Here is a 13,954-nt window from a genome sequence, read left to right as displayed (position 1 = left end):
CTATCCGGTGACGGGCGGATGTTCGAGTGACCCCCGGGGCCGGGCGGGCGTCAGGAGGGCAGGCCGGTCAGCCACTCGGTGAGCAGCCGGTTCGTCTCCTCGGGGCGCTCCTGCTGGAGCCAGTGGCCGCAGCCCTCGAGCAGGTGCGAGGCGCTCAGGCCGGGCAGCGTGGCCGGGTACGCCTCGATCGCGTCGGACAGCCAGGTGGTGGAGGCGTCCAGGCCGCCGCCGAGGAACAGGGAGGGCTGGGTGATGGCGGCGCCCTCGTGCCCGGCCAGGTCGGCCCAGTCGCGGTCCATGTTGCGGTACCGGTTGAGGGCGCCGGTCAGGCCGGTGCGCTCGAACTCCCCGGCGTAGACGTCCAGCTCCGCCTCGGTCAGCCAGGAGGGCAGCCGCCCGCCTGCCGGGAAACGCTCGCGCAGCGTGCCGCCGGGGGCGACGAAGTGCGGGTCGGGTGCCTGAGGGGCGGGCATGGTGTCGGCGGACAGCGCGGCGTAGAACCCGGCGAGCCAGCCGCGTACGTCGGGCTCGATCTCGGCCTCGGCGCGGCCGGGCTCCTGGAAGTAGGAGACGTAGAACTCCTGCCCGCCGAAGGGCCCGGCGGGGTCGCTCATGCCGGCGAAGACGTCGCTGGGCCGCGGGCCGCCCGGCGGGGTGTACGGCACGCTCAGCAGGCCGACCGCGCGGAACACGTCGGGCCGCAGCAGCGCGGAGTGCGCGGCGATGTTCGCACCCCAGTCGTGGCCGACGATCACGGCGGAGCGCTCACCCAGGGCCTCGACCACGGCGACGTTGTCCGCCACCAGGTCGAGCATCCGGTACGCCTCGACGGCGTCCGGCCGCGAGGAGCGCCCGTAGCCGCGTACGTCGACGGCGACGGCGCGGAACCCGGCGGTGGCCAGCGCGGGAAGCTGGCGGCGCCAGGAGTACCAGGACTCGGGGAAACCGTGCACGAGCAGGACCAGGGGTCCGCTGCCCTGCTCCACCAGGTGGATCCGGCCGGCGGGCGAGGGCACCAGACGGTGGACGGGCTGCTGGTCGCGCACGGACCGCTGATCGCGCACAGGGCGCTGATCGTGCACGGGGTGCAGATCGGTCGGCTGACCGGTCACGGGCTGCTGCGGCATGGCTCCTCCTGGCGCATACGGTCGGTCGGGCGCCCCAACGGACCAGGACCGGGACCGAAACGAAACCGAAACCGGAACCGGAACCGGAGACCGAAGACCGGAACCGGCCACAGCGTCCGCATCCCGCCCCGTACGAGGCGCCGACTCCGATCCTGCGGGGGCGGATCGGCGATGGCGAGCCTTGTTGCCGGCCTGGCAACGCCTCCGCCACCACCCACCCCCGCACCCGCGCCTGCGCCTGCGCCTGCGCCTTTACGCCTGAACGAGCTCCACCTGGACCTCGACCTCCACCGGCGCGTCCAGCGGGAGTACCGCCACGCCGACCGCGCTGCGGGCGTGCACGCCCTTGTCGCCCAGGACCTCGCCGAGGAGTTCGCTGGCGCCGTTGATCACGCCGGGCTGGCCGGTGAAGTCGGTCGCGGACGCGACGAAGCCGACGACTTTCACGACACGCGCGACGCGGTCGAGGTCACCGGCGACGGACTTCACCGCGGCCAGGGCGTTCAGCGCGCAGGTGCGGGCCAGCTCCTTGGCCTCGTCCGGCGTGACCTCGGCGCCCACCTTGCCGGTGACCGGGAGCTTGCCGTCCAGCATCGGCAGTTGGCCGGACGTGTACACGTACGGCCCGGACCGCACGGCCGGCTGGTACGCGGCCAGCGGCGGGACGACCTCGGGCAGCGTCAGACCCAGCTCGGCCAGCTTCGCCTCGACGGCGCTCATGCCTGCTTCTCCCGCTTCAGGTAGGCGACGAGCTGCTCGGGGTTGTTCGGCCCGGGCACGACCTGGACGAGCTCCCAGCCGTCCTCGCCCCAGGTGTCCAGAATCTGCTTCGTGGCATGGACGAGCAGCGGCACGGTTGCGTATTCCCACTTGGTCATACGGCCGACTCTAGCCGTTGTCCCAGGCGCCTCCGCGGGCCCACCACGACGCCGTTGTCCACAGCCCCGGGCGTACTCGGCGCGCGGACTGGTTACGCTCGAATACGTGAGCAGGCTCCAGGTCGTCAGCGGCAAGGGCGGTACCGGCAAGACCACGGTGGCCGCGGCCCTAGCGTTGGCCCTGGCCACCGAGGGGAAGCGCGCGCTTCTCGTCGAGGTCGAGGGTCGCCAGGGCATCGCGCAGCTCTTCGAAACGGAGGCGCTGCCTTATGAGGAGCGGAAGATCGCCGTCGCTCCCGGGGGCGGGGAGGTGTACGCCCTCGCCATCGACGCGGAACTGGCCCTTCTGGACTACCTCCAGATGTTCTACAAGCTGGGCAGCGCCGGACGCGCCCTGAAGAAACTCGGCGCGATCGACTTCGCGACCACCGTCGCGCCGGGCGTCAGGGACGTCCTGCTGACCGGCAAGGCGTGCGAGGCGGTGCGACGCAAGGACAAGAACGGGCGTTTCGCCTATGACTACGTCGTCATGGACGCCCCGCCCACCGGCCGCATCACCCGCTTCCTCAACGTCAACGACGAGGTGGCCGGACTCGCGAAGGTCGGCCCCATACACAATCAGGCGCAGGCCGTGATGCGGGTGCTGAAGTCGCGGGAGACCGCCGTGCACCTGGTGACGCTGCTGGAGGAGATGCCGGTCCAGGAGACCGCGGACGGCATCGCCGAGCTGCGGGCGGCGCGGCTCCCGGTGGGCCGGGTCGTCGTCAACATGGTCCGGCCCCAGGTGCTGGACGCCACCGACCTGGAGCACGTACGGGACACACCGCGTACGGCGCTGGCCCGGTCCCTGTCCGGGGCGGGACTCGGCGGGGCGCGGCGGGGCGGACACGCCGAGCGGCTGGTGGACCCGCTCCTCGCACAGGCCGAGGAGTACGCCGAGCGGTACACACTGGAGCACGAGCAGCGGGCGGCCCTGGGCGAGCTGGGCCTGCCGACGAACGAACTCCCGCTGCTCGTGGAGGGCATGGACCTGGCGGGCCTGTACGAACTGGCCACCGAGCTGCGGAAGCAGGGGATCGCATGAGCCCGGACGACCCGGCCCGCCACCAGGAGGGCGCGCGGCGCCTGACCCCCGCGCGCGTGCTCGACGTCGACCTCCTGCTGGAGGACCCGGAGAACCGCATCATGGTGTGCTGCGGTTCGGGCGGGGTCGGCAAGACGACCACCGCGGCGGCCCTGGGCCTGCGCGCGGCGGAGCGCGGCCGCAAGGTGGTCGTGCTCACCATCGACCCGGCCCGGCGGCTCGCGCAGTCCATGGGCATCGACTCGCTCGACAACACCCCGCGCCGGGTGAAGGGCGTCGACGACTCGGCGGGCGGTGAGCTGCACGCCATGATGCTCGACATGAAGCGGACCTTCGACGAGATCGTCGAGTCCCACGCGGACCCCGAACGGGCGGCGGCGATCCTGGGCAACCCCTTCTACCAGTCCCTCTCGGCGGGCTTCGCGGGCACGCAGGAGTACATGGCGATGGAGAAGCTGGGGCAGCTACGGGCGAAGGACGAATGGGACCTCATCGTCGTCGACACGCCGCCGTCCCGGTCGGCGCTGGACTTCCTGGACGCGCCCAAGCGCCTCGGTTCCTTCCTGGACGGCAAACTGATCCGGGTCCTGCTGGCACCGGCGAAGGTCGGCGGCCGGGCCGGCATGAAGTTCCTGAACGTCGGCATGTCGATGATGACCGGCGTCCTGGGGAAGGTGCTGGGCGGACAGTTCCTCAAGGACGTGCAGACCTTCGTGGCCGCGATGGACTCGATGTTCGGCGGCTTCCGTACGCGCGCGGACGCGACGTACAAGCTGCTCCAGGCGCCCGGGACGGCGTTCCTGGTGGTCGCGGCCCCGGAGCGGGACGCGGTGCGCGAGGCCGCGTACTTCGTCCAGCGGCTGGCGGCCGAGGACATGCCGCTGGCCGGTCTGGTGCTCAACCGGGTCCACGGCAGCGGCGCCGCCCGGCTGTCGGCCGAGCGGGCGCTCGCCGCCGCGGAAAATCTTGAGGATCCCCGCATTGTGGATCAGGACGGCGGGAAAGCTGGAGTTCGTAACTCTCCCGACATGTACGGCAGTTCAGATTCCTCCGGGTCCTCCCCCGACCCCGAGGTTTCCGACCCACCGGGATCCGCGCCCGGCCGCGAACCCGACGACACACCGAGCGCCGCGCCGGGCGGGGCTCCGGAGCGGTCCGTCGACCGGCTCACCGCGGGCCTGCTGAGGCTGCACGCGGACCGGATGCAGTTGCTCGCCCGTGAGCAGCGCACACGTGACCGCTTCACCGCGCGTCACCCCGAGGTCGCGGTCACCGAAGTGGCCGCGCTGCCCGGCGACGTGCACGACCTCGCGGGGCTGCGGGACATCGGCATCCGCCTTGCGACGGGCCACCCCGAACTGCCCGAGACGGGCGTGTGATCCGACCGGGGCGTGCGCGTCGGAACCACCGGGGCGCCCGCATCCCGAACCGGAGCGTGCGCGTCGGAACAGGGGCGCTCATATCCGAAGCGAGGCGTCCGCGTCCGAACCGGAGCGTGCGCATCCGACCCCGGGCGGCCTCCGCGTCCGCGGAGTCACCGGAGGGCCCGGCAGGCTCAGCTCAGCCCACGGCCATGTAGTTCTCGTACACCTCGTCGTCGTCGAGGGGCAGGATGCCGACCCCTCGTTCGTACTCCGTCCGCGCCGTTTCCAGCAGTCGGCGCCAGGACGTCACGGTGGGCCGCCGGCGCAGCAGTGCGCGGCGCTCCCGCTCCGTCATGCCTCCCCACACGCCGAACTCGACGCGGTTGTCGAGCGCGTCGGCCAGGCACTCCGTGCGTACCGGACATCCGGTGCACACCGCCTTGGCCCTGTTCTGCGCTGCTCCCTGAACGAACAGTTCGTCCGGATCGGTAGTGCGGCAGGCGGCCTGCGCACTCCAGTCGGTTACCCAGCCCATACCGGCGCCGTCCTCTCCCGAATCGAGGCTCCCCCACGGCGGCAGCGGCATATTCACCGCCGCCAGTTGAGGACGTTACGGAAGGTGGGCACAGCGCAACACCCCCGTCGGGCCCAATCTTGAATGGCCCGAACGGACTATGGGTAAGCGGCAGATCACCCGGGGGAGTGAGCTGGCGACATGCGTGACGATCCCGGCATTCAGGTCATCTCTGTTGCGCCACAACGGACACCGATTGACACACGAGGCGGATTCGGACACGTACCCCACACGCCGTGACGCGCGCTGATGCACCCCAACGCGCCCCCCAGCGGGGCCTCTCGGAAAAAATTCGAGCGGATCCGGAACGATTCGGGGTCGCCGGACGTATTGATACGTGGCCGCACTGCTGTGACAGTTGAGTGCAGCTTAGGCCAAGGCATATACGCGTGTCCGGCGAATGAGAACGTAGGCTGCCTCCATGCCAAAGAAGCGCTCGGGCGGTGGTCTGTCGCCAACGCAGCAGGCCGCCAAGTTCCTCGGTGTCAGTGTCCTCGCGGGAGCGGTGCTGGCCGGCATCGCGTTGCCCGCCGTTGGCGCGCTGGGGCTGGCGGCCAAGGGGTCGGTGGAGGGCTTCGACGCACTCCCGGCCAATCTGAAGACTCCCCCGCTGAGCCAGCGCACCACCATCCTCGACGCCGAGGGCGGCACCATCGCCACGGTGTACTCGCGGGACCGCACGGTGGTCGACCTCAAGGACATCTCGCCGTACATGCAGAAGGCGATCGTCGCGATCGAGGACTCGCGTTTCTACGAGCACGGCGCGATCGACCTGAAGGGCGTCCTGCGCGCGCTCAACAAGAACGCGCGCAGCGGCGAGGTCTCCGAGGGCGCGTCCACGCTCACGCAGCAGTACGTCAAGAACGTCTTCGTGGAGGAGGCGGGCAACGACGCGACGAAGGTCGCCCAGGCCACCCAGCAGACCATCGGCCGCAAGATCCAGGAGCTGAAGCTCGCGATCCAGGTCGAGGAGGAGCTGGGCAAGAAGAAGATCCTCGAGAACTACCTGAACATCACCTTCTTCGGCCAGCAGGCCTACGGCGTCGAAGCGGCCTCCCAGCGCTACTTCTCCAAGCACGCCAAGGACCTCAACATCCAGGAGTCCGCCCTCCTGGCGGGCATCGTCCAGTCGCCCAGCCGGTACGACCCGGTCAACGACGAGGCGGAGGCCACCAAGCGGCGCAATGTCGTCCTGACGCGCATGGCCCAGGTCGGCGACATCTCCACGGCGGAGGCCGCCAAGGCGAAGAAGGCGCCGCTCGGGCTGAAGGTCAGCAAGCCCAAGAACGGCTGCATCACCGCCGTGAACAGCGCGAGCTTCTTCTGCGACTACGTGCGCGAGGTGTTCCTGAGCAACGAGGTCTTCGGCAAGACCCGCAAGGACCGGGCCAAGGTCTGGAACCAGGGCGGCCTGACCGTCCGCACGACTCTCTCCCCGCAGGCCCAGGAGTCGGTGAACGACTCCCTGAAGAACCACGTCAACAAGTCGGACTCGGTGGCCGCCGCGATCACGATGGTCGAACCGGGCACCGGCAGGATCGTCGCCATGGGCCAGTCGAAGCCGTACGGCTACGGCAAGAACGAGACGGAGATCAACTACTCGGTCGACCACTCCGACGGCGGCTCCAACTTCGGCTTCCCGACGGGTTCGACGTTCAAGCCGTTCCTGGCGGCCGCGGCGCTGGAGGAGAACGTACCGGCGACGAAGGAGTACCCGTCGCCGTTCGGCATGGACTACCCGAGCCCCATCCAGACCTGTGACAAGCCCTGGATCAACGACAAGAGCTACCACGTCGAGAACGAGAACGAGTCGGAGGTCGGCCCGTACCGGCTGAAGGAGGCGATGGCCAAGTCGGTCAACACCTACTTCGTGCAGATGCTCGCCGACATCGGACTGTGCCCGGTCTCCAACATGGCGGACAAGCTCCACGTCCACCAGGGCAACGGCGACAAGCTGCCGCAGAACCCCTCCGCACTCGCCCTCGGTTCGGTGGGTATGTCCCCCCTGACCATGGCGAGCGCCTACGCGACCTTCGCCTCGCGCGGCATGTACTGCACGCCGGTCGTGATCGAGTCGATCACCCAGAAGGTCGGCAACAAGCAGAAGTCGCTCGAGGTGCCGAAGTCGACCTGCTCGCGGGCCATGAGCGAGAAGACCGCGGACAGCGTCAACACGCTGCTGCAGGGCGTGGTCGACTCCGGTACCGGTAAGGCGGCCGGCCTGAGCGACCGCGACAACGCCGGTAAGACCGGTACGACCGACGAGCGCAGGAACGCCTGGTTCGTCGGCTACACGCCGAACATGTCGAGCGCCGTCTGGGTCGGCAGCGCCACCCAGAAGGTCGAGATGAAGAACATCACGATCGGCGGCGTCTACCACCCGCTCGTCTTCGGTGGCGCGGTCCCGGGCCCGATCTGGAAGGACGCCATGACCGGCGCCCTGTCCGGCAAGGAATCCCCCTCGTTCAACCTCGTCGACATCCCGGACGAGGACAAGAAGAAGGACAAGAACAAAGACAAGGACAAGGACAAGGGCCGCGACGAGGACAAGCCCGACGACGGGAACAACGGCGACGACGGCTTCATCGGCGGCCTGGGTGACGGCGGGACCGGCGACAACGGCAACGACGGCGGCTTCCCCGGCAACCTGATCCAGGGCCGGAGCAACGGCCCCGGCGGACGGGACTGACACGCCGTAACCCCGTATACGTCTGTCCCTCTACCTCTACCTCTGTACCTGGCGTAGGCAAAGAAGGCGAGGGCACTCTCCGCGACCGCGGAGAGTGCCCTCGCCTGCTTTGCACCCGTGCTTTACCCCGGTGCTTTACACCCGTGCTCTACGCCAGTGCTCTCGCCCCTGCGGCTCAGCCGGCCAGGCGCTGCTTGACCGCGGCGGCGACCCGGCCGCCCTCGGCCTGCCCGGCCACCTTCGGGTTCACGATCTTCATCACGGCACCCATGGCCCGCGGCCCCTCGGCGCCGGCCGCCCGCGCCTCCTCGACGGCCTGCGCGACGATCGCGTTCAGCTCGTCGTCGGACATCTGCTTGGGCAGGTAGGCGGCGAGTACCTCGCCCTCCGCCTTCTCCCGCTCGGCGCTCTCGGCACGACCCCCCTGCGCGAAGGCCTCGGCGGCCTCACGGCGCTTCTTCGCCTCGCGGGTGATCACCTTCTGCACCTCGTCGTCGGAGAGCTCCCGTTTCTCCTTGCCCGCGACCTCTTCCTTGGTGATCGCGGCGATCGTCAGCCGGAGGGTCGAGGAGCGGAGCTCGTCGCGCTTCTTGATCGCGGCGTTGAGGTCGTCGTGCAGCTTCGACTTGAGCGTGGTCATGAACCTGATTGTCGCAGGTGTGCACGGAAGAGCGCCCGCTCATTTCGCGGACCCCGGCGCGTCCGGGCACGGTCGGCCTCCCGTCACCACGTCTGACCACCCGGTCTGACACGATGGACGTATGCGCGCGCGATACGGAGTGCCCCTGGGAATCACGGCGGTTGGCGCCGCCGGTCTGGCCTACGCGGCGGGGATCGAACCCCGCTTGTTCCGCCTCCGACGGGTGACGGTCCCCGTCCTGCCCGCCGGCATGGGCCCGCTGCGCGTACTCCAGGTCTCCGACATCCACATGGTCGGCGGTCAGCGCAAGAAGCAGCGCTGGCTGCGCTCGCTGGCCGGGCTGTGCCCCGACTTCGTGATCAACACCGGCGACAACCTGTCCGACCCGCAGGCCGTCCCCGAGGTCCTGGACGCGCTGGGCCCCCTGATGGAGTTCCCGGGCGCCTACGTCTTCGGCTCCAACGACTACTACGGCCCCAAGTTCCGCAACCCCGGCCGGTACCTGGTCGAGAAGGTCCAGGGCCGTCACGGCCTGAACGGCAACGCGCCCGCCGTGGGGGTCGTCCACAACCCGTGGGAGGACATCCGCGACGGCTTCGACGCCGCGGGCTGGCAGAACCTCACGAACACGCGCGGCACACTCAAGGTCGAGGGCGTGTCGGTCGAGCTGACGGGACTGGACGACCCGCACATCAAGCGGGACCGGTACGCCGAGGTGGCGGGCGGCCCGTCCGGCGCGGCGGACTTCTCGATGGGCGTGGTGCACGCGCCGTACCTGCGCGTCCTGGACTCCTACGCCGCGGACGACTATCCACTGGTCCTGGCCGGCCACACCCACGGCGGCCAGTTGTGCATCCCCTTCTACGGCGCCCTGGTCACCAACTGCGACCTGGACACGGACCGCGTGAAGGGCCTGTCCACGCACACCGCCGAGGGCCGCACGTCCTACCTCCACGTCTCGGCCGGCTGCGGCACGAGCCGCTTCACGCCGGTCCGCTTCGCCTGCCCACCGGAGGCCTCGCTGCTGACGCTGGTGAGCCGCGAGCACTGACGCCCGCGCCTACGCCTACGCCGACGGGGGATAGGCGGGCCGGGTAACCCACACGGCCCACCCACATCGCCCCCTATGTCCGATCTGTCTAGCTTGAGGCCATGACAGCCCCGATACCCAGGGACATCCCGGACCTCCCCCCGGTCCCGGGCCACGCCGCCCTGCTGCCCACCGTCGTACCGGCGACGGCCGTCGTGACCCCCGTACGCCGCAGACCGGTCGCGACCTTCCGCCTCCTCACTGCCCTGCTGGCGCTGACCGGGGTGACGATCGAGCTGGTGACGGGCGGTCCACCCACGACGGCCCTGAGCCACTTCACGATCCAGAGCGGCATCCTGCTGGCGCTGGCCATGCTCGCCTCCGCCCGGTGCGCCTGGTCCGCCCACCACCCCCTGCCCGGTGCCCTCACGGGCGCGGCCCTCTTCTACGTCGCCGCCGCCGGCCTCGTTCACCACGTACTCCTGGCGAACGCGTCGAGCCCCTTCGCGGTGACAGACGGCACGGGCGGGAGCACGGGCACGGGCTGGGAGACCGCCGCGACCCACATCCTGCACACGGCGGTGCCGCTGGCCGCGGCCCTGGACTGGCTCCTGCTCACCACCCCCGGCCGCCTGCACCTGCGCCACGCTCCCGTGTGGCTCCTCTATCCCCTGGCCTACCTGGCCTTCTCCCTGGCCCGCGGCGAGCTGCTCGTCCCCGGCTCCCAGGGCCGCTACCTCTACCCCTTCCTCGACGTCGACCAGCACGGCTACAAGGGCGTCCTCGGCAACGCCCTCCTCATCGGCCTCGCCCTCTACGCCCTGGCCGTCCTCCTCGTCGCCCTCGACCACATCCGCCCGAACCCACTCCGCCGCCCCCGTTAAACCGGATTTCGCCTCCGGCCACCGGTGGGCTAAAGTAAACGACGTCGCCGCGACGAGCGGCGACAATCGGGGTGTGGCGCAGCTTGGTAGCGCGCTTCGTTCGGGACGAAGAGGTCGTGGGTTCAAATCCCGCCACCCCGACAGTGATGTACCAGGTCAGGGGCCTGATCCGCAGTGCGGGTCGGGCCCTTGAGTGGTTCCTGGGCCATTTTGGGAGCCGTTTGGGAGCCGACTCCCAAACGGCTCCCATCACCCCATCGCCAAGGCCGCTCGATCACTCACCAAGCGCGGCGAGTGGGAAGCCGTGCTCTTCCTCCCTCACAACCGTCCGAGCGGGTGCGAGCATCGGCGCGCCGCACGGGGCAGACCTCTCACACCCCCGCATCCGGCCATTGCCACACGTCCGCATCGGCATCCGCGTCACGTACGCCCTTCAGCTTCACGTCAGCCATGGATTCGACCTCGAAGAAGCACAACGGATCGGTGATGATCCGAAGTGTCGGAGTCCCTCTGCCCTCTTCCAGGTTCGAGGCGATGACGAGCGAGTAGTTACTTCCCTCTGCAAGAGCACGCGTAAGTTCCGCGCTGGTGAGAGAGACGTCGGCAGGCTCTGGTCCGCCATGAGCCTTGATCTCGTAGAAATGTCCTGTTGAGTCGACGGCATCCGCCCCCAGGCGTTGAAGACCTCGCTGATCTTCCAGTGTCCGACCACTCGCGCTAAGAATTTCGGCAAGCAGTGCCAGGACGGTCTTCTCCTTGTCCCGGTCCTGATAGCCGAGCAGTCCGGAACGCTCGTTGGGCGCGGCCCCGCCCTGACGCGGTTGCGGCAACGAGGCAGCACGCCGGCTTCTTGAGGATGGCGCAGAGCGAGGCTGCGATGCGGACGCAGTACGGGTGGCTTGTGGCGTACGCGCCTGTAGTTCGACCAAGGACACCAGCTTGCGAGGCTCAGCCGTCGGAGGGACGGGTGGGGACCCCGCGCCGGGAGGCAGGGGAATCGACGGAGGCGCAGGCATCGACGAGGGTGACGGGATTCCTGCGGGTGGATTCACAGGGCTGCTCGGCTTGGCCGGAACCACGGGACCCGGAGGCCGCGACAATTCCCGCTCCCGCAGCTGCGAGGCCAACCGCTCGCGGTCCTCGTGATCTTGTTGGCCGGACGGGACCAGCGGAGTGACGGGAGCATCCTGCGGCCAGTCCTCCTCCCAGAGATCGCGCCAGCGGTGGCCGACGTGAGCACGCTCGGCCGAGAAGAGGGAGGCCACGGCCAACCCACCTCCCCGGGTGTTTCTCAGCGCCTCGGGGGTGCTGACAAAGAGCGCCTTGGCTTCCCGGTCGACATGTGCGTCGACCGGGACCTCGATCACCTCATGGTCCTCGCCCGGGTGCATCCGAATCCGCAGCCCCGGCACGACCCGCACCTCAAGGTCCCTCAGCCAGTCCCAGCCCGTGAAAGCCTCGGCGGCGTCCGGCTCATCCCGTACGAGAGTGTCCTGCAGACTGCTCACGGCCCAACGGAAGTCCTCGGTCAGCTGCCGATCGGGACGTGCACTGTCCGGGGCGACGACACACGCTTCCGAAGCCTCCAGCTTGTGCACCTTGAGGACACCCAACAAGCCAGTGAATTGCTGGAGATCTCCGCCCGGCTGCCAAACGTGCAGGTGATCTCCCAGCGTACGTGCGATGGCGGGGTGGTCTACCGCGTACACAGGCCGTTGCTTCGTCCAACCGAGGGTGGTGCGCAGCGGCAGCCAGCGCAGCTTGGAACGCAGGCCAAGAGAGACGGGACCATCAGTCGAAGCGACGGTGCCGGCGAGGGACCTCAGCGCCTCCAGCATCACGCGCTGCTGGTCCGCCTGGAGCTGGGTACCGGATTGCGCGATCTCCCTGAGCACGTCAGCGAGGTCCTCGGGGCTTGGCTCCTCGATCCAGAGAGCATCCCAGAGAGGGTTCAACTCGGGGTCAGGAATGGTGAAGGGCCGGAAGCTGCGGAGGATTGTGGGACCACGGAAACAGTCGCTGGCCCTTTGCCACCCCTGGTCGGTGAGCACGAAATCGGTGCCCCTAAAGGCATCCCGGACCTTCCGCAGAGCGCTGCCGTACGTGCTCGCCGTCTCGCTCCTCAGCCGCCCCGCCAAAGCCTGGTAGACAAGGTAAACCTCTGCCTTGAGACGGTCGTCCATCAAGCCGGGAGCCGTTGAGCGCCGGCGGAGTTCCCGTAGTCGATCGATCAGCTGGGGGACGTCGGGGTCTCCATTCACCCCGAGAGCCGCCAGGACGTCGATCCGGTTGGACGTGGCTTCTTGGATCGCAGGGTTGAGGTACCCCGGGTCGTCCTGGCCGTAGAGCGCCTGCGCGTCACGCGTGCGCAAGTGCACCTGCCCCGGAGTGCAGAGTTTGCCGCTGGTGTCCTCCAACCAGGCGGTCTCTCGGAGCCGCCAGACCCAGAGAGCTGCCGTCTGGCCACGTATCTTCCATCGGTGGAACGCCTCCGCCGCCTGCACGTCCGCGTGTTCGGAGGAGGTGACCATGCCGGGCCTGCCGAGCGTCTGAAGCAAGGCCGCCGTGCGACGCCTGCGCTCCTGCGGGTTCTGCTCGGCGACAATGTGCTGCACCACGGCGTCCAAGTCCGGACTGCTGCGGTCGTCCAACGTGTAACCCGCGCCCAATCGGCGCAGCTCACTTGTGCGCGAAGCGGGGGACAGCCAGCAGTCGCGCGACAGACCGATACGCAAGTCCGCCTCGTATCCCTTGGTATCCCGGCCCGTCTGAAGCTCCTTGAGCCGGGGGGCGTCCGCCACCCCGAGGAGGCGCAGGAAGGCCGTACGGCTCAGTCCGCACTGTGCTTGGGACAGCAGAGTGCTTGCATAGGAGCGGTGCACCCACTTGATGCCGGGCGTCTTTCCAGAGGCGACGGAGAAACGATCTCCGTCGGTGCTCTCAAGGGCCTGGGGAAGGTAGGCGTGTGCGGGCGGCACCTTGCACGGCATCTTGTTACCGTCGGAGTCGTACTCGTAGCCGTCGAGGAGCACGGCCCTTCCGATCCCGGGACCGAGTCGCTCACGTACCTTCTTCGACACTTCTCCCAGGGCAGCTTGGACCGCCACGAGTTGCTCGACTCCGCATCCAGTGTCGCCTCCAATTCGCCTCCCAGCTCGCCCCATCCGTTCGATTCGGCGCAGTAGGGCCGCGGTGTCATCACGCCGTACGAGAGAGTCCTGTTTCCGCAGCCAGTCAAGGACACGTCGAGACCACTGCGACTCATCCGAGTAACCGGCATGGAGGTTCACGACAATGCCCAGCGCCTCCAGCGGGCTGGCACCGCGTGGTTCGGAGTCCTGAGGCTCCGCGAACGCAACCCCGGGTGCCGTCGGCCGCAGACGTCGGCCATCAGATGCGATGACACACGGCCGATTGCGCAGAAGGAAGTCGAGGTTCTCCTCGATGGCGACCGCTGCGAGACGGATGGTCTGCCCGATGTCGTAGTCGGTGTCGTCGAGCGAGATGAGCGCGTCACGCACCCGCACCTCATCAGCGAGTTCTGCGGTGCCTGCGGAGCGCCAGTCCGTCAGGACTTTGCGCCACTGTGTCGGGGGCGTCTGAACGCGGACCCACTTTGGCCGATTGAATCGTGACCCATGTGGTCTGTGGTTGTGGTGGTTCAGTCGGTTTCTGTGGCGGCGG

11 protein-coding genes and 1 tRNA gene are annotated in these 13,954 nt (G+C 68.9%); 6 read left to right on the top strand and 6 right to left on the bottom strand.

All coding sequences use genetic code 11. The features are described from left to right. Positions 1-50: 50 nt before the first annotated feature. The 3 genes from KUM40_RS16525 to KUM40_RS16515 form a co-directional block, all read right to left on the bottom strand. Entirely contained in the window at positions 51-1,127 is a 1,077-nt protein-coding gene (locus KUM40_RS16525) for an alpha/beta fold hydrolase (protein WP_254395208.1), read from the bottom strand. A gap of 252 nt (positions 1,128-1,379) precedes the next feature. Further along, entirely contained in the window at positions 1,380-1,847 is a 468-nt protein-coding gene (locus KUM40_RS16520; protein WP_217166733.1) for a RidA family protein, read from the bottom strand. Next, on the bottom strand, positions 1,844-2,005 hold the full coding sequence (locus tag KUM40_RS16515; protein ID WP_003975360.1) for a DUF4177 domain-containing protein: 162 nt from the start codon (positions 2,003-2,005) through the stop codon (positions 1,844-1,846). Before KUM40_RS16515 ends, KUM40_RS16520 begins: the two co-directional genes overlap by 4 nt. Before the next feature lie 106 nt (positions 2,006-2,111). Between KUM40_RS16515 and KUM40_RS16510 the strand changes: the two genes are divergently transcribed. Then, positions 2,112-3,089: an ArsA-related P-loop ATPase gene (locus KUM40_RS16510; protein ID WP_217166732.1), complete on the top strand. Its 978-nt coding sequence runs from the start codon at positions 2,112-2,114 to the stop codon at positions 3,087-3,089. Beyond that, the gene (locus KUM40_RS16505; RefSeq protein WP_217166731.1) at positions 3,086-4,468 is read left to right on the top strand and encodes an ArsA family ATPase; all 1,383 of its coding nucleotides are present in this window, start codon (positions 3,086-3,088) and stop codon (positions 4,466-4,468) included. Before KUM40_RS16510 ends, KUM40_RS16505 begins: the two co-directional genes overlap by 4 nt. Positions 4,469-4,649: 181 nt before the next feature. On the opposite strand, the gene wblA is transcribed toward KUM40_RS16505, so the two are convergent. Next, entirely contained in the window at positions 4,650-4,988 is a 339-nt protein-coding gene (gene wblA, locus KUM40_RS16500; protein ID WP_217166730.1) for a transcriptional regulator WblA, read from the bottom strand. Between the two features lie 460 nt (positions 4,989-5,448). Between wblA and KUM40_RS16495 the strand changes: the two genes are divergently transcribed. Beyond that, a complete protein-coding gene (locus KUM40_RS16495; RefSeq protein WP_217166729.1) occupies positions 5,449-7,716 on the top strand; it encodes a transglycosylase domain-containing protein in 2,268 nt (755 codons plus the stop codon). Between the two features lie 175 nt (positions 7,717-7,891). On the opposite strand, the gene KUM40_RS16490 is transcribed toward KUM40_RS16495, so the two are convergent. Next, on the bottom strand, positions 7,892-8,356 hold the full coding sequence (locus tag KUM40_RS16490) for a GatB/YqeY domain-containing protein (RefSeq protein ID WP_217166728.1): 465 nt from the start codon (positions 8,354-8,356) through the stop codon (positions 7,892-7,894). 121 nt (positions 8,357-8,477) lie between these two features. Between KUM40_RS16490 and KUM40_RS16485 the strand changes: the two genes are divergently transcribed. The 3 genes from KUM40_RS16485 (at position 8,478) to KUM40_RS16475 (ending at position 10,411) form a co-directional block, all read left to right on the top strand. Next, positions 8,478-9,407, top strand: coding sequence for a metallophosphoesterase (locus KUM40_RS16485; protein WP_217166727.1), 930 nt, complete (start codon positions 8,478-8,480; stop codon positions 9,405-9,407). A 101-nt stretch (positions 9,408-9,508) separates the two neighbouring features. Further along, a complete protein-coding gene (locus KUM40_RS16480) occupies positions 9,509-10,270 on the top strand; it encodes a Pr6Pr family membrane protein (RefSeq protein WP_217166726.1) in 762 nt (253 codons plus the stop codon). Positions 10,271-10,337: 67 nt separating this feature from the next. After that, positions 10,338-10,411 (top strand) — tRNA-Pro (locus KUM40_RS16475). A 230-nt stretch (positions 10,412-10,641) separates the two neighbouring features. Here KUM40_RS16475 and KUM40_RS16470 read toward each other — a convergent pair. Next, complete coding sequence (locus tag KUM40_RS16470; protein ID WP_217166725.1) at positions 10,642-13,791, bottom strand: hypothetical protein; 3,150 nt, start codon at positions 13,789-13,791, stop codon at positions 10,642-10,644. Between the last annotated feature and the right edge of the window lie 163 nt (positions 13,792-13,954).

It is taken from the genome of Streptomyces sp. AC512_CC834 (genome assembly GCF_019049325.1).
Classification (GTDB): Bacteria; Actinomycetota; Actinomycetes; order Streptomycetales; family Streptomycetaceae; genus Streptomyces.
The sequence above is the reverse complement of the archived record's forward strand: the minus strand, read 5'-3'. Positions and strand labels throughout refer to the sequence as shown.